The organism is Caballeronia catudaia (genome assembly GCF_001544755.2).
GTDB classification, from domain to species: Bacteria; Pseudomonadota; Gammaproteobacteria; order Burkholderiales; family Burkholderiaceae; genus Caballeronia; species Caballeronia catudaia.
This window is the reverse complement of sequence record NZ_FCOF02000014.1, coordinates 59,607-75,392: the sequence shown is the minus strand read 5'-3', so window position 1 is coordinate 75,392 and position 15,786 is coordinate 59,607. Positions and strand designations below refer to the sequence as shown.

The following is a 15,786-nucleotide window of genomic DNA, read 5'->3' as shown; positions in this document are numbered from 1 at the left end:
ATGTTTCGATGTTTCGATGTTTCGATGTTTCGATGCTTCGATGCTTCGATGCTTCGATGCTTCGATGCCTCAATAGAACACGTCTTTGATCGAGTAATACGCGCCGACGAGCGGCAGAAACCAGGGCTTTCCCGTATGGCCCGGAATCGCGGGCCAGTCGAAATCGCGCCACGGATTCGCGTCCGCGTTGCCGTTCATCACGTCGGCCATGACCTGGCCCATGTGCGTCGACATCTGCGTGCCGTGGCCGCTGTAGCCCATCGAGAAATAGATGCCGTCGTGCTGGCCCGCGCGCGGCAGGCGGTCCGCCGTTATATCGACGAGACCGCCCCAGCAATAGTCGATGCGCACGTTGGCCAGCGCCGGAAAAATCGCTGCGAGATTGGCTTGCAGAATGCGTCCGCTTTTCGCATCCGATGGACGCTCCGACGCGGTGAAACGCGCGCGCCCGCCGAGCAGCAAACGCGCATCGGGCGTGACGCGAAAATAGTTGTGCATCAGACGGCTCGTCGTGTACGAGCGCCGGTTCGGCAGCAGCCGGTTCAGCCGGTCCTCGGGCAGCGGCTCCGTCACGATGATGAACGAGCCGACCGGCGCGAGCCTGCGCCGATACCACGCGAACGGACCGTGCTTCGAAGGCCCCGTCGCGATCAATACCTGTTTTGCGCGCAGCGTGCCGCGCTTCGAGTCGATGCGATACGCGCTGCCTTCCTTCGCGATCGCCGTCACTTCGGCATGTTCGTAAAGACGCGCGCCTTGCCGCACTGCCGCTTGCGCGAGGCCGGCCGCGAACTTGCCCATGTGCATCTGACCGCCGTGACGTTGCAGCAAGCCGCCGTAGAACGCGTCCGATTGCACTTCGCTGCGGACCTGCTCGCGATCGAGCAGATCGATGTCGGGATCGACTTCCCGTCGAATCAGTTCGGCGGTCTTCGCGATGTGATCGAGATGATGCGGCTTCGCGGCGAGCTTCAGCTTGCCCGACGCGAGATAGTCGCAATGGATGCCTTCTTCCTTGATCAGACGCTCGACGGTATCGACCGCCGCCGCATATGCGCGATAACAGCCTTGCGCGCGCTCGACACCGAGTTGCGCGCGCAGCGCCGCGTAGTCCTGCGCGACGCCCGTATTGCACTGGCCGCCATTGCGCCCCGACGCGCCGCCGCCGATGCGCCCCGCATCGAGCACGACGACCGACGCGCCGCGCTTGCCCAACGCGAGCGCCGCCGAGAGACCCGTGAACCCGCCGCCGATCACGGCGACGTCGGCCTGACCATCGGCCGGGCCTTCGCACGCGGACGTCATCGCGGGCGCGCTATCGAGCCAGTAGGAGTCGAGTTTCATCGGCATTGCCAGCGAGAAGTGGAGGGTGTTACAGACCGAGCTGCGTGGCGAGGTCGCCGATGGTGTCCACTTCGTAATACTCGTAGTACGGCGTGCCCGGCTCGTGGCCGCGCTTGACGAACGCCTTGTGCTTGATGCCCAGGTCGTGCGCGGTCATCAGGTCATAACGCAGGCTCGACGAAACGTGCAGCACGTCTTCCGGATTGCAATTCAACTGGTCGAACATGTACTCGAAACCCTGCATGCGCGGCTTGTACGACTGCGCCTGCTGCGCCGTGAACACGCGATGAAACGGCGCGCCGAGCTTGTCGACGTTGCTTTGAATCTGATCGTTGGATGCGTTCGACAGAATCACGAGCTTGTACTTCTTCGCCAGGCGCGAAAGGCCTTCCGGCACGTCCGGATGCGGACCCCACGTCGGCACGGCGAGGTAGTACTTTTCGGCTTCGGCTTCGTTGAATTCCACATTCATGCGCTCGCACGTGCGGCGCACCGAATTGACGATCACGTCGCGATAGGGTTTCCATGCGCCGAGCACTTCGTCGCGGCGATAGCCCGAGAAGAACTTGACGAATTGCTCCAGGTCGTCGCCTTGCAGGCGGTCGCCGTACATCTCCCGGGCCATGTCGGCCATGCGGAACTTCGTCAGCGTGCCGTAGCAGTCGAAGGTGATGTACTTCGGCTCGAAATCGATCATGGTGTCAGTCCTGTCGTGTGATGAACCCGTGCGGAGTTCAGTGTTGAAAACGAGGAACAGCGAATCGTTAAGGAAAATTTAAACAGGGCAAAAATGACTGATGGCGTCGAATGCGTGCCTCGCGGCGCTATAACTCATGCGTTTTGAGGCATCGCCGCAGCACAAAATGCGGCGTGTTTTTTGAACGATCGTGCTTGTCAACCTTCGCTCATCCTTCGCTATCTATCAGCACGCTCTTGAAGCGCAGATTCGCTTCATACGCCTGCCTTCCGAGATCCTTGCCGATGCCCGAGCGCTTGTAGCCGCCCGTCGGAATCACGAAGTCGCTCGTGCGGCCATAGCGGTTAACCCATACGGTGCCCGCTTCGATGCCGCGCACCATGCGCAGCGCGCGGCCGATATCCGCCGTATGCACGCCCGCGGCAAGACCGTATTCGGGATGCGAGGCGAGTTCGAGCGCTTCTTCTTCCGTATCGAAGACTTGCGCGGTCAGCACGGGGCCGAAGATCTCGCTGCGCACGGCTTCGCTTTCCGGCGTGACATCGCACAGCAGAGTCGGTGAGTAGAACGCGCCGGGCGTCGCTGCATCCGCGCGCAGGCCGCCGCAACGCAAGGTCGCGCCATTCGCGATGCTGCGCTGAACGATGCCGTCGATGCGCTGCGCCTGCGGCTCGGAGATGATCGGCGGCAAGGTCGTGCCCGCAGCCCATGTCGGTCCGGCCTTGAGCTCGCCGAAGACATGCGCGATGCGCTCGATCAGTTCATCGGCGATAGCGCGTTGCACGAGCAGCCGCGAGCCCGCGACGCACACCTGTCCCGCGTTGCCGGTGATCGCGCCCGCGATGCGCCGCGCCACGTCATCAATACGCGTCGCATCGGCGAATACGATCTGCGGGCTCTTGCCGCCGAGTTCGAGCGTGACCGGCTTCGTGCCCGTCTCCGCGCACGCGGCCATGATCGCGGCGCCGGTGCGCGTCGATCCGGTGAACGTCACCTTGCCGATGCGCGGATGACGCACGAGCGCATCGCCGGTGATGCGGCCATCGCCCTGAACGACGTTGAAGATGCCTGGCGGCACGCCCGCTTCGAGCGCGAGTTGGGCAAGACGCAGCGCGGAAAATGGCGTCATCTCCGAAGGCTTCAGCACCACCGCATTGCCCGCCGCGAGCGCGGGCGCGGTCTTCCAGATGCCCATCACGAGCGGAAAATTCCACGGTGCGATCGCGCCGATCACGCCATACGGCTCGGCGATCGTCATGCCGAGATGACGATGATCGGTCGCCGCGACATCGCCGCCGATCTTGTCGGCGAACTCCGCATAGAAGCGGATGCTTTCGGCGGTGAACGGCACGTCCCAGTTGTACGCATCGCGCACGGGACGCGTCGATCCGAGCGCTTCGAGCGGCGCGAGATGGGCGGCATCGGCGGCGACGAGATCGGCGAACTTGCGCAGCACGCGTGCGCGTTCGCGAGGCGCGCGCCGCGCCCAGTCGCTCTGTCTGAACGCGTTATATGCGTTCTGCACGGCGTAGTCGATCATCGCTTCATCGGCGATGGGCACCGATGCATAGACGACGCCGTCCGACGGGCGCGACACGTCGATACGCGATGCGCCCGCATCGATCAGTTCGCCGCCAATGAAATGCCCGCTCCTGATGCCGATGCTGGCGGGATCGAAACGGTCCATATGCGTGAGTCCTCCGGGACGTGGCGTTGACATGGCTTCATCGTAGGACCAGAGCGCCGGCATATTTCGCTGACAAAATTGCCGATTCAGCACAGCGCGCGTGTTCTCGCCGCGATAACCCGCTGTTTTGCGTTGCATCATGCGCGCGCCCCAAGCGCCGTGCGGGACAGGAAGATCGTCCTAGCCATGCGCGCTGCGCGGTGTCAAAGTCACGGTAAATGTCTCAGGATGAGGAGGCCGGCGTGCCCGACTCAAACAAGAACGATGTGATCGAATACCGGGCCTTCACGCTCGACGACATTCCCGCTGCACACGCGTTGACCACCTCCGTCAAATGGCGGCATCGCGCCGAAGACCTGCGCTTCGCGGCGCGTCTCGGTCATGGCTTCGCCGCGGTCGACGGTCAGGGCCAGGTCGTCGGCACGGCGCTCGCATGGGAGTTCGGCGCGGCTGCCGCGACGATCGGCATGTTCATCGTGTCGCCGGAATATCAGCGGCGCGGTATCGGGCGCGGACTGCTCGATCGTTCGATCGCGAAGTTCGGTCAGCGCATGCTGCTCATTCATGCATCGAACGAAGGCGTGCCGTTATGCGAGGCACGCGGCTTCACGCGCATCGATACGATCCATCAACATCAGGGCGCGGCGTTTCAGCCGCCGCTCGTGTCCTTGCCGCCCGGCGAACGGCTGCGGCCGATCGGCGCGAAGGACACGCCGCGCCTCGCCGATCTCGCGTCGCGCGCGAGCGGACTGGATCGCACCGCGCTGCTGCCCGAATTGCTCGATACGTCGAGCGGCATCGCACTCGATCGCGATGGCGAGCTGATCGGCTTCGCGCTCTTCCGGCGTTTTGGCGACGGCCATGTGATCGGTCCCGTGATCGCGCCCGAATCGCCGGACCAGAGCCGCGCCAAGGCGTTGATCAGCTATTGGCTCGCGCTGAACGCGGGCATGTTCGTGCGCGTCGATACACCGCTGCGCTATGGCCTTTCGACGTGGCTCGAAGGGCTCGGGCTGCCGCTCGTCGACACCATCGAGCAGATGGCGCTGAACGGCACGCCATCCGCCGATGAAACGCTCGCGCAGTTCGCGCTGACGAGTCAGGCGCTGTGGTAGATCACGCCTTTTGCAGCCACGCGAACTCCGCGAACCGATAGCCCATTACGCGGCCCGACGGGCTTCCCTTCAGGCCGCGCAGCGTCGAGCTCTGCGCATCGATGAAGTTGATGAACGCGGGAATCACGAGGCTGTTCTTCTCGTAGATGATGGTCTGCATGTCGCCGTACATCTGCTTGCGCTTCGCTTCATCGCGCTCGCGGCGCGCCTGCACCAGCAGTTGATCGAACTGCTCGTTCTTCCAGCCCGATTCGTTCCAGTTCGCATTCGAGCGGAAGAACTGCGTGTACAGCAGATCGAGCGTCGGGCGCGGCAGGATCGAACCGTAGGTCATCGGGTACTTCATCCAGTACGTCGTCCAGTAGCCATCGGCGGGCACGCGGCGCACGTTGATATCGACACCCGCCTGCTTCGCGGCCTGCTGGACCATCATGGCTGAATCGAGCGCGGTTTCCACCGATGGCGGCGCGATAATCTCAGCACGCGCGCCCGGCGTGCCGGCCTTCTTGAAGTGGAACTGCGCCTTGTCCGGATCGTACGCGCGCTGCGGCAAACCCTTCATGTAGTACGGATGCCACTCGGGCACCGGATGATCGTTCGCGAGCGTGCCGTGGCCTTGCAGCATTACCTTCACGATACGCTGACGGTCGTGCAGATACTTGATGCCTTCGTTGAAGTCCGCGCTCTTCGTCGGCAGCATGTCCTGACGCAGCGCGAGATCCGAATACAACTGCGACGGGCTTTCGAGGATCGTCACCTTGCCGGTCTGCTTCACGCGCTCGACATCGCGCGCGGGCAGCGGCGAGATCAGTTGCACGTCGCCCGCGAGGAGCGCATTGGTGCGCGCCGCATCGTCGCCGATACCGATGATCTCCACTTCGTCGAGATACGGACGCCCCGGCTTCCAGAAGTTCGGATTGCGCGCGCCGATGCAGCGTTGCGCGGGCGTGAACTCCTTGACCACGAACGGGCCCGTGCCGTTGCCCTTGGAGAAGTCCGTCGTGTTCGCCGCGACGATCACGAGGTGCGGAATCGCGAGCAGCGCGGGAAGATCGACGTTCGGCTCGGTCAGCATGATCTCGACCTTGAGCGGTCCCTCCGCTTTGACCGATGCGATGCCATCCGCGATCGACTTCGCTTTCGAGGCCGTGGCGGGGTCCTTGTGGCGCATCAGCGAGAACACGACATCGTCGGATGTGAACGGCTTGCCGTCATGGAAATGCACGTTGGGCCGAAGCGTGACGGTCCACTTCACGAAGTCGTCGGATTCGAGCTTTTCCGCGAGCGCGTTCTGCGTCTTGAAGTCGGCGTCGAGCTCGGTGAGGCCGCTATAGAACATATAGGCGCGCGAGTAGTCGCCGGTATGCGTGCCTTTCGCGGGATCGAGCGAATCCGTCAGCGACTGGTTCGCCAGTGCGACGCGAATGCGTCCACCGCGTTGCGGCGTCGCCTCTGTCGCAGCGAATGCAAGGTGCGATGCGCCCGACAAGATGATCGTCGCCGCGGCAAGCGTTTTGATCGCCTTGCGGCGGCCAGGATCGGCGACAACGAGTTCCTTCGGCAATGTCATGGTCAGCCTCGCTTGGGTCTGGTCTTTACGCGGGACGATGGAATGGGCCTTCACAGCGCGAGGCAAAGCCTGTATGCGTCGTAGATGGCCGTATGAATGTCGCGCGACGCGCTCGCGTCGCCGATGCGGTACAGATGAAACTGGCCTTCTCCAGCCTGCGTTTCGGGTTGCGGCTTGCCTGTCGCGAACGCTTCGAGGTCGGTATAGCCGTCGTTGGCCGAGTACATGCGCGCCGCTTCGAAAAGATCCTCCACAGCGAGCATGCCGCGCTCGACGACGACATGATCCGCTTCCACTTCGACGAGCTCATTCGTCAGATGATGACGGAACACGGCGCGGCGCTTGCCGTTCGATGACGCATGCACTTCGATCAGCTCGATGTTCGTGCGCACGGGCACGTCCCAGCGCGCGATGTTGCGCATCCAGACCTGATCGTCGCCGCGTCCGCCGGTCTCTTGCGCGGGCATGCTGTCGATGAGCGCGAGCGATACGTCGAGGCCCGCATCGACATAACGTTCCGCGCACAGATATGCGTTGTGGCGGCCGGTGCCGTCGTACACGATCACGCTGCCTTCGCGCGGCGGCGTTTCCGTGAGCGCATCGAACACGGACTTGCAGTGCTCGGCGCCCGGCAGCGCATCGAGATTCGGCAGGCCGCCCGTCGCGATGATGACGACGTCCGCGCCATGATCGAGCACATCGCTCAATTCGGCGTAGTGGTTGTAGCGCACATCGACGCTCAATCTTTCGAGCGCGGACACACGCCAGTCGACGATGCCGATGAGATCGCGCCGCCAGCTTCCCGTCGCCGCGAGCAGCATTTGCCCGCCCGCCGTCGAGTTCGCTTCGAGCACGGTGACGTCATGGCCGCGCGTCGCGCAGATGCGCGCGGCTTCGAGCCCTGCCGGTCCCGCGCCGACGATCAGCACGCGCTTCTTTTGCGCGGCCTCCGGTATGTCGTGCGTGAGGTACGTTTCGCGCGATGTCGCCGGATTATGGATGCACGTCGCGCGGAAATTGCGGCAGAACGATGCGCCGACGCATGGCCGCGCTTCATCCTCCTTGCCCGCTTCGACGAGCTTCACGAGATGCGGCTCGGCGATATGTGCGCGCGTCATGCCGACCATGTCGAGCAGGCCTTCGCGGATCGCGTAGCGCGCGGTGGCGAGATCGGCGATTTTCGCGGCATGAAAGACGGGCAGGTCGACCGCGCGCTTGAATGCGGCGGCTTTCGGCAGCCACGGCGCGGACTTCACGAACATGGCGGGCATCGAATTGAGCGCGAGCGCCATCTTCGTGTCCATGCGCCCGAACGTGACGTTGAAGAAATCGAAGAGACCGGTGCCCTGCAGGATGCGCGACATCTCCAGCCCTTCCTCGAAGCTGCATCCGTCTTCGAGCGCGAAGCGAAAGCCCACGATGAAATCATCGCCGACCTGCTTGCGGATCTCCTCATGAACCTCGATCGCGAAGCGCACGCGATTTGCCGTGGAACCGCCGTATTTGTCGGTGCGCAGGTTCACGGTCGGGTCCATGAACTGGCCGATGAGATGACCGCCCGCATGCGTTTCGATGCCGTCGAGCCCGCCATCGCGGCAGCGCTTCGCGGCGAGGCCGAAATCGCGTATCACGCGTTTGATGTCGGCATCGTGGATCGCCTGCGGCATGGCGCGGTGCAGCGTTTCGCGCACGGGCGATGGCGCGATCATCGGCAGCCACGGTTCCGTGTAGGCGTCGCCGCGCCGCCCGAGATGCGTGATCTGACACATCAGCGCCGCGCCGTGCGTGTGGACGCGGTCGGAGAAGCGCCGCAGATGCGGCACCACCGCGTCTGTCGATACGTTGATCTGCTGGAACGTGTTCGGACTGTCGAGGCTGACGTTCGATGAGCCGCCGAACATCGTCAGCGCGAGGCCCCCTTTCGCTTTTTCCTCGTGATACCGTTGATAAACCTCTTGCGGGAATTCGTCGCGCGTCAGGCGGCTTGCGTGGCTCGTGCTCATCACGCGGTTCTTGAGCACGAGATGCTTGAGGGTGAACGGCTGCAGCAACGGGTCCGACGAAGCAGTGGTCATGGCCTGCGAATGAAGTGGACGTCGGGCTCAAGGTAAGGAGGCCAATTTGCGCCGTCAAATTACAAATCGATGCATGCCCCATAACATGGTGTTGTATGAGTCTTCGACTTCCCTCGCTTCAGGCGCTGCTCGTCTTCGAAACCTCCGCGCGGCTTTTGAGCTTCACCAAGGCGGCCGGCGAGCTCAACGTGACGCCCGTGGCGGTGAGCCGCATGGTCGCGCGGCTGGAGGATGCGCTCGGCTTCAGACTTTTCGAGCGCACGAAGCTAGGGCTAACCCTGACTGATCGCGGCGCAACATTGCAGCGCGCGGTCGCGTCCGGCTTCGGGCAGATCGGCGACACCATCGACGAACTCAAGCGCGATCATGCGCAAGGCGAGATCGTCACGCTTTCGCTGGCGAGCGGTTTCGCCGCGCTGTGGCTGCTGCCGCGCTATGCCGACTTTCGCAAGACGTTCCCTTCCATCAATCTGCGCCTGCAGGTCATGGCGGGCCGTCTGTATGGACCGCTCGAAGATGCCGATCTCGGCATTCGTCTCCACGGACCCGGATCGGACGACGATCCGCTTCTGCTGTGTCCGGAGATCATCGTTCCGGTTTGCAGCCCTAACTATCTCGATGCATTCGGTCCGCTCGATGCGCCCAGGCGCGCCGAAGGTCACGCCTACATTCATCTCGACGTGACCACGCATTCATGGGCCGACTTTCATCGTGCGACGGGTCTGTCGGACAGGGGCATCGGCGAGGCGGTGCATCACACCGATCCGGGACTCGCGGTGCAATGCGCGATGCTCGGCCAGGGCGTCGTGCTGGGGTGGCTGCTGGCGATCGCGGCGCCGCTCAACGAGGGCAAAGTGATTCCTGCATGGAACCGCTATATCGAAACGGGCTGCAATTACGTGCTGGAGCATCGTTCGTCGAATCCTTCGGAGAGCACGCGCGCGGTGGCGCAATGGCTCATCGATGAAATGAAGAAGGAAGTCGATCAGGCGCTGCGCATTCTCGCCTTGCTGAAGGCGGTGCCGAAGAAGCGCGTCGAATCTGCGCCGGTGTCATGACGCGGACGAGGACCGGTCGCGCTGATAGCAACGCAGGCCGAATAGCGGCACGATGCCATAGGCGTGATCGAGCATGTCCGATTGCAGGTTTTCGTATCGCTCCCAGCGTATCTCGTCGATATAGAGCACGATCTCCACTGCGACGATGGGCGCCGCGGACTGCACGTGACGGATCACGAGCGGCATGTCGCGGCGCACGGCGGCGTGCTGCCTGAAATATCCGCCGAGATAGAGCCGATACCAGCCGAGGTTCGTGCGGCGCTCGTCGTCGGGCACGGCGAGCGGACGCCGGATGGCTTCCTGTATGCGCGTGAGCAGTGCGTCGTCGGGGTAACGTATCGTGTCGACATCGATGTGAATCGCATGCCGCAGACGCCGGCAGCGTGCTTCCGTCATGCCGCGCCAGTTCTTCACGCTGTGGGTCAGAAGAAGCTGGCTCGGCAACATCACGATGGTGTTATCGAAGTTGCGCACCTTGATCGTGTTGAGCGAGATATCGATCACGGTGCCATCGGCGACGAAGCCGGGGACTTCGATCCAGTCGCCCACGCGCAGCATGTCGTAAGCGGTGAGTTGAATGCTGGCGACGAAGCCGAGCAACGAGTCGCGAAAGATGATGATGAGCAGCGCCGTGATGGCGGAAAGACCGGTGAGCAGATACAGCGGCGAGCGTTCGAGCAGCAATGACACCACGGCGATCAGCGCGACCAGATACAGCACGATGGTGGTGATCTGCAGAAAGCTCTTGATGGGCCTTTCGCTCGCCGTCGGGAAGTGGCTGTAACGCTCCTCGATGCTGTCGCGCAGCGCGAGCAATGCGCGCACCAGCGTGTAGACCATGTAGCAGGCCGCGAGTATGGCCAGAGGCCGTCCGAGAGCCGGGATCACGGGAAACGAGAGGCCGGCGAGCATCGGCGCCGATGCGTAGATGATGGCCGCGGGCACGAGCGGCGCGAGCCGGTGAAACACGTGATGCCGCTCGGCGGCGATCAGCCACTTGCGCCCTTCCTTGCGCGCGAGCCGGCTGACGATCATCAGCATGATCCAGCGCGTCAGGTAGTAGCAGACGACGCTCGCCAGCACGATTGCGAGGAGCAGGATGGCCACGAGCAGTGTCGCGACGGCCCAGCTATCCGTGTGGAAAGCGAATTGCCAGTCCGGTCCTCTTTCGATACGCAGCAAATTGCCGAACATGGACGCTCCTGCTATGGGCGAAGCGGTGGGATTGATCAGCGGAATGGGGGTTGGGGCTTGGTATGGGGTTATTGTAGTGGGGTGGGGCTTTGCTTCGTTGGCGGTGCCCCCAGAGCGCGAAATTCATTTCAGGCGACGCACTATGGGTCGATTCAATCATCGCGATCCGTCGATTCGCTATACTGATGATTTTATCTCGACCCAAACGGAAGGGAAGCTCTTGGGAGACGGAATTCGACCACGCATTTCACCGACGCCGCGGACGAACAACGCGCGAAAGCCACGGCACGTGCGTTTCTTTCACTGGTGGGCGTCAGCAGCGTTCGGTTTTCACCCGATACAGCCCAGACGTTGGTGAACTTACTGCCCTTGTGAAAGAACATCTCCACAAACAGACGATGGGTCGTCCGTTTGGTCATCCATTTCAATATCGGGTTCCGTCGTTAGGTTCAGGTTCGTCGGACCACAATTTCTTCAACGAAGCGGTTGTGAACGACAAATCTCTAAAAAAGCTTCTTTGCGAGGCGAATATCTACCGTTTCGCACAGAATTCTTTGGTAAATTGAGGCTCGGACATCAAGTCAAAACTTCTAACTTTTTTTCTTTGAAAATCGATGATTTCAAACCCAAACCGACTATTCACAAATATACTTCTTTGATTGACCCCGAAACCAATGTCGTAGATTCCGCCTCCGTAGGTTCGCTTCATTATCAGATGAAGTCGTGGATGTGTAGAGTAAATCGACAGAATTTCCGCTTGCGGACTTCTCCTATCTACTTTCGCTGGCAAGCCATAAACCACAAGGTATGAATCATCCAGACTAAAAACCCCTCCAACGATATCGTGATCGCTTTTAGCAACCGCAAATACCTTGCCCTCTTTACTAACGCGAATCACGTTCGAATGCAAACCAATTGCGATTGAATAGTCGTCAGAACATGATTTGATCGCGTCAGCACTAGCACTGTTCAACCAAAAAACGAAGCAGCAAACAAAGATAAAAATTCTCACACCGAATCTCCCAAGATGTTATGTGCCTCTTGCGTTTCCTTCCAACGCTTCGGTGGACTTGTAGTGTCAGCAGGATTAACCTTTTTCGTGAGGCTCTTCGACACATTCTCCGTAATGCCGTTATCTGCTGCCTTAGTCACTAGATATCGCGTGCAAAAAAATCCGGCTGTATCTACACAGCTATAGGGATCGTTTCCCACTTCCTCAGGATTGTCAATTTGCGGACCGGGCATCGGCCGACCATTGACAGTTTTTTCGAACCAAGCGTGGTCATACAATTTCCCGTCTAGCCAGCCACGATATACCCAATACTCCGAATAGTTGTACCGACCCGTGAGTTGTTTGAAACCCCGTCCTCTGAACTTGACTCCGTCGCCAACATCGGAATTTCCGAGGACTGCTCGTCCTTCATACAGTTTTTTGAAGTAAGCCACGTCTGCTTCTGCCGCAGGCGGAGAACGGAGATATCCACGCGATTCAGGCATTATTGAAGTGTGACCTGTTTTAACAGCATTTGCAATGCCGATCGACGCTTCTCTCACGACCATCATGTAAAATGATTCAATGGCGCATTGCCCGAAGAAATGAGAACTACGGGGTGCTTTATTAAGGGCATATTTTCTAAGGACGTTATTTATCGATTTTCGATAGAGCTCCTTATAGTCCTCACCCTTTTTTCCAAGAGCGACATAGGTAGACTCGTTATAAATCTTCGATAGATCATTTCGACCTAACCACCCACACTTTCTAAAGTGCCGCACAAACGCGAGCGGATGAAAAAACCACATCTTCTCGCCATCCGCAAAACCCGTCTTATCCCAAAACTGAAATGACTTCAGCAGTTTCATGAATGCAGCGTAGCCGTCGTCATCGCCGTGATAAAACTCGCCCTCATCCTTCAGCTTGCGATAACGCTCCTCGTTGTTCGAGCTATCCCATTCGCTTGGCGCTTCGCACACGAATCCCTTTAATCGCTCACGGATAGCCTTGTTCGTCTTGACGTAATTGGCAAGCACAGCCTCCTTCTTGTGCTCCGCCTTCAACGCGGTTTCCTGCGGCGTTTGATGCTCCTTCGTGTCTCTGACGATTTTCTTGAGCGCATCGATATCACACAGTCCGTCGGCGCTGAACGGCGTGTTGCCTTCGCTGATCTTTTCCCAGCCTGCGAGCCCTGAGAAGTCGGCGTCGGACAGCTTCAAAATCGCGTCAGGGCTCACGTCGATATAGCCTTCCCGTCCGGCGGCGAACGTCACCCGCATCCAGGTCGCGCGAGGATTCTCCCCGTCTCTGGGTCGAGGATTTCCCTGGACGCTGGCATCGACCGGCGGCGGGGTGGCGCCCGTCGCCACACCCAGCGTGGGCGATGGCGAGAGAATTCGTCCGAACCGGAGCAACTCATAGCCATCGCTCGGACAAGCGGGGTACAGCGCCGTAGCACGCTTGTACATGTCGTATTCGTAGTCTGTCTCTTTCACTGGCGTGGGCGTGAGCAACGTTCGGCTTTCACCCGATATAGCCCATACGTTGGTGAACTTACTGCCCTTGTGAAAGAACATCTCCACAAACAACTGCTCTTCGTTTCGATCCGCCTGCAGAGGATCGAAGGCGATACCCTTGAGCTTCTTCTGCGAATCGGCGCCGGGCGGGAGCGCGCGAAACGACGAGCCTGCGGGAATCACATAGTAGGTGTGCCCCCAGCAATCGTTGCCGGTCGCCACACTCGCCGTCGGCTTTCCAAGCTGCGTGCGACCGAAGTAGGCATCGTAATCCGTCTTGGTCATGAAAATCTCGAAGTGCAGATGCTGCTGAGCGTGGCATGCACCTACCCAGCCGAGCACATCCTTTCTCCGCACCTTGAGATTGACGCCTTTCTGCGCGGGGGATGGCGCGGTGTCGCCGCCCGGCGTGGGCATCTTCAAAAATTCCGGGAGCAACGTTCCATCCGCTCCGTTGTAGCTACTCAGGTCGAGCAGATGCATGTACAACGAATAAAACTTCAGCGTCCGGCCGTCGCCCGTCTCAGTCGAGTGTTTGAGCAGGACGAAGCCCGCATTGCTGTCGGGCCTTCCACCGCCGCCATCGTAGGCCTTCTGGCACACGCGATACGCAACAACCTCACCATCAGCAATGGCGCGTACTTTTTCGTTTTGCATCGACGGCATCAGATGCGCGCCGCAATGCCAGCGTCTGTCAAACCCGATCGGGTAGGTTCCGTGGGCGAGTTCGAACTCGTCCACCTTGTCCATCATCAGATCGACGATGGGCGGATTGACTGTGGCATCGGTATTCCTCAGGCCCGCAGCCGGGAGGAATGGAGGGCTGATAATCATGATTTAAAGCGTCAGCGGACAGTAGTTGGTAGGCTTAAATCCATCCAGTCCGTGAACGTGCTTGCGTTTCGAGTAATCGAAATGCGCGCCCATCACGAACACCCTGTCGATGTCATCGTTCGTGAAGCCCACGCGGACTTAGAGGCCCGGCAGATTGTTACGCAAGAATTTGCTGCCCAGAATCAATAATATAGTGAATTAAGAGTTGTCCGAAACGATATCCAGATTGAAGAAATTGTCGGCTCGGCGCGGGAATCGTGAGGCCTCCTCGTATCCGCCGATATCGGTCATCTCGATGTCGCTGCCACGCACGTAGATGACCGTGCAGGCGTTTCACGTCCACGCGATTGCCGCCGCATTCAGGATCGCGCGAAGCGTGGCGCTAATTCGTTGAGTCACGGCTGCGGCGCACCGGCGTCTGGAGTTTCGACAGCGAAGGCGTGGTTCAGAGCGATACGCTCGGGCCGCATTTTCGGTTCCTCATAACACGGCTCGGCCTTCCGCGTGCCGACCTTCGCGAACATCTCCAGCAGCAAGGCGCGAGCGCTCGCTTCTTCTGCTTTTGGATCAACGAATCCGGCAATCGCATGCCAGACGTACCCGACGACATTCGAGAAATGGCCGATGCCACGGGGATAGAAATCGACATCGACGAGTACCGTTAGGCGAGCTCACATCGGTATCTTCCGCTCTGCAATCACCGCGCCTTCCGCCCCGCCCCCGCCCCCGACTGCACCAAAAACTCCCGAAACGCATTCGCCACCTGAGGCAGCCTCCGCTCCGACATATGCACGACATGCCAGAACCGCTCGATCGGCGTCGATGGCACGCGCAGCGTCGCGAGCAGTCCCGCCTGCATCTCCAGCGCGCACGCATGCAGCGAAAGAAACGCGACGCCGAGCCCCGCTTCGACCAACTGCTTGATCGCCTCGTTGCTCGATAGCTCCGACGCCGCATGCAGCTTCAATCCCGCTTCCTTGAACAGCGCCTCGATCGCGACGCGCGTGCCCGAGCCGCGCTCCCTCACGAGCAGGTTGGCCGATTCGAGATCGGTCAGCGACACGCGCTTCGCGCGCATGAGCGGATGCGATGGCGCGGCGACGAACGCCATCGGATGCTTCGCGAACGCGGCGGCGCTCGTGCGCAACTCGCGCGGCTGCCGTCCCATGATCGCGAGGTCGATCTCGTTTGTCGCGAGCATCCGCACGATGTCATCGCGATTGCCGATGCGAAACTGCAGCTTCACGCCCGGCCTCTCCTTCGTGAATCTCACGAGCAGCGGCGGCACGAGATACTCCGCCGTCGTGATCGCCCCGATGCGCAACGTGCCGCCCAGTTCTCCGCGCAACGCCGCGACTTCTTCGCCGGCCTCGTTCCACAAACTCAGGATCTCGTTCGCGTAACGCGCCATGACTTCGCCCGCGGCGGTCAACTGAATCTCGCGCCCCACGCGGCGCAAGAGCGGCGTGCCCGCCGCCTCGCCCAGAAGCGAAATTTGCAGCGATACCGCCGGCTGCGTCAGATGCAATTCCTCGGCCGCGCCCGAAATGCTGCCCACGCGCGCAACGGTCTGCAAAGTGCGCAACTGGCGGAAGGTCGTCGTCTTTAACATTAGTGAAAACTTATGAGTCGGCGATAAATACTAAATAGCGCAAATGTTTCCTCGACCTTATATTTTTTCCCATGACGTCGTCAAGCAAGGCC

General features: G+C 60.6%; 11 protein-coding genes. 2 read left to right on the top strand and 9 right to left on the bottom strand.

Going from position 1 to position 15,786, the window contains the following annotated elements; translation table 11 throughout:
• Positions 1-69: 69 nt before the first annotated feature.
• The 3 genes from AWB75_RS17030 to AWB75_RS17020 all read right to left on the bottom strand — a co-directional run bounded on the left by AWB75_RS17030 (position 70) and on the right by AWB75_RS17020 (position 3,728).
• The gene (locus tag AWB75_RS17030) at positions 70-1,344 is read right to left on the bottom strand and encodes an NAD(P)/FAD-dependent oxidoreductase (protein ID WP_061125356.1); all 1,275 of its coding nucleotides are present in this window, start codon (positions 1,342-1,344) and stop codon (positions 70-72) included.
• A 28-nt stretch (positions 1,345-1,372) separates the two neighbouring features.
• Positions 1,373-2,041 carry a haloacid dehalogenase type II gene (locus AWB75_RS17025; RefSeq protein WP_061125266.1) on the bottom strand — a complete coding sequence of 223 codons (669 nt, stop codon included), beginning with the start codon at positions 2,039-2,041 and terminating at the stop codon, positions 1,373-1,375.
• A gap of 208 nt (positions 2,042-2,249) precedes the next feature.
• Positions 2,250-3,728: an aldehyde dehydrogenase family protein gene (locus tag AWB75_RS17020; protein ID WP_061125355.1), complete on the bottom strand. Its 1,479-nt coding sequence runs from the start codon at positions 3,726-3,728 to the stop codon at positions 2,250-2,252.
• Between the two features lie 218 nt (positions 3,729-3,946).
• On the opposite strand from AWB75_RS17020, the gene AWB75_RS17015 reads away from it, so the two are divergent.
• Positions 3,947-4,843 (top strand): GNAT family N-acetyltransferase, encoded by an 897-nt coding sequence (locus tag AWB75_RS17015; RefSeq protein ID WP_061125265.1) that lies wholly within the window; start codon positions 3,947-3,949, stop codon positions 4,841-4,843.
• A 1-nt stretch (position 4,844) separates the two neighbouring features.
• Here AWB75_RS17015 and AWB75_RS17010 read toward each other — a convergent pair whose 3' ends face one another.
• Both AWB75_RS17010 and AWB75_RS17005 read right to left on the bottom strand, forming a co-directional pair.
• Complete coding sequence (locus AWB75_RS17010) at positions 4,845-6,413, bottom strand: ABC transporter substrate-binding protein (protein ID WP_061125264.1); 1,569 nt, start codon at positions 6,411-6,413, stop codon at positions 4,845-4,847.
• Between the two features lie 50 nt (positions 6,414-6,463).
• Positions 6,464-8,488: an oxidoreductase gene (locus tag AWB75_RS17005; RefSeq protein ID WP_061125263.1), complete on the bottom strand. Its 2,025-nt coding sequence runs from the start codon at positions 8,486-8,488 to the stop codon at positions 6,464-6,466.
• A 95-nt stretch (positions 8,489-8,583) separates the two neighbouring features.
• On the opposite strand from AWB75_RS17005, the gene AWB75_RS17000 reads away from it, so the two are divergent.
• On the top strand, positions 8,584-9,546 hold the full coding sequence (locus AWB75_RS17000; RefSeq protein ID WP_061125262.1) for a LysR family transcriptional regulator: 963 nt from the start codon (positions 8,584-8,586) through the stop codon (positions 9,544-9,546).
• On the opposite strand, the gene AWB75_RS16995 is transcribed toward AWB75_RS17000, so the two are convergent.
• The 4 genes from AWB75_RS16995 to AWB75_RS16980 form a co-directional block, all read right to left on the bottom strand.
• Positions 9,541-10,740: a mechanosensitive ion channel family protein gene (locus AWB75_RS16995; RefSeq protein WP_061125261.1), complete on the bottom strand. Its 1,200-nt coding sequence runs from the start codon at positions 10,738-10,740 to the stop codon at positions 9,541-9,543. The two genes, AWB75_RS17000 and AWB75_RS16995, sit on opposite strands and share 6 nt — an antisense overlap.
• Before the next feature lie 532 nt (positions 10,741-11,272).
• Complete coding sequence (locus AWB75_RS37085) at positions 11,273-11,752, bottom strand: hypothetical protein (protein ID WP_143746448.1); 480 nt, start codon at positions 11,750-11,752, stop codon at positions 11,273-11,275.
• Positions 11,749-14,082 (bottom strand): M23 family metallopeptidase, encoded by a 2,334-nt coding sequence (locus tag AWB75_RS16990; protein ID WP_061125260.1) that lies wholly within the window; start codon positions 14,080-14,082, stop codon positions 11,749-11,751. Before AWB75_RS16990 ends, AWB75_RS37085 begins: the two co-directional genes overlap by 4 nt.
• A 697-nt stretch (positions 14,083-14,779) precedes the next feature.
• Entirely contained in the window at positions 14,780-15,694 is a 915-nt protein-coding gene (locus AWB75_RS16980; protein ID WP_061125258.1) for a LysR family transcriptional regulator, read from the bottom strand.
• Between the last annotated feature and the right edge of the window lie 92 nt (positions 15,695-15,786).

Bases quoted from the DNA above. Each gene is read 5' to 3' on its own strand.
- AWB75_RS17030 (WP_061125356.1), bottom strand. From the start codon at position 1,344: ATGAAACTCGACTCCTACTGGCTCGATAGCGCGCCCGCGATGACGTCC.
- AWB75_RS17025 (WP_061125266.1), bottom strand. From the start codon at position 2,041: ATGATCGATTTCGAGCCGAAGTACATCACCTTCGACTGCTACGGCACG.
- AWB75_RS17020 (WP_061125355.1), bottom strand. From the start codon at position 3,728: ATGGACCGTTTCGATCCCGCCAGCATCGGCATCAGGAGCGGGCATTTC.
- AWB75_RS17015 (WP_061125265.1), top strand. From the start codon at position 3,947: ATGTCTCAGGATGAGGAGGCCGGCGTGCCCGACTCAAACAAGAACGAT.
- AWB75_RS17010 (WP_061125264.1), bottom strand. From the start codon at position 6,413: ATGACATTGCCGAAGGAACTCGTTGTCGCCGATCCTGGCCGCCGCAAG.
- AWB75_RS17005 (WP_061125263.1), bottom strand. From the start codon at position 8,488: ATGACCACTGCTTCGTCGGACCCGTTGCTGCAGCCGTTCACCCTCAAG.
- AWB75_RS17000 (WP_061125262.1), top strand. From the start codon at position 8,584: ATGAGTCTTCGACTTCCCTCGCTTCAGGCGCTGCTCGTCTTCGAAACC.
- AWB75_RS16995 (WP_061125261.1), bottom strand. From the start codon at position 10,740: ATGTTCGGCAATTTGCTGCGTATCGAAAGAGGACCGGACTGGCAATTC.
- AWB75_RS16990 (WP_061125260.1), bottom strand. From the start codon at position 14,082: ATGATTATCAGCCCTCCATTCCTCCCGGCTGCGGGCCTGAGGAATACC.
- AWB75_RS16980 (WP_061125258.1), bottom strand. From the start codon at position 15,694: ATGTTAAAGACGACGACCTTCCGCCAGTTGCGCACTTTGCAGACCGTT.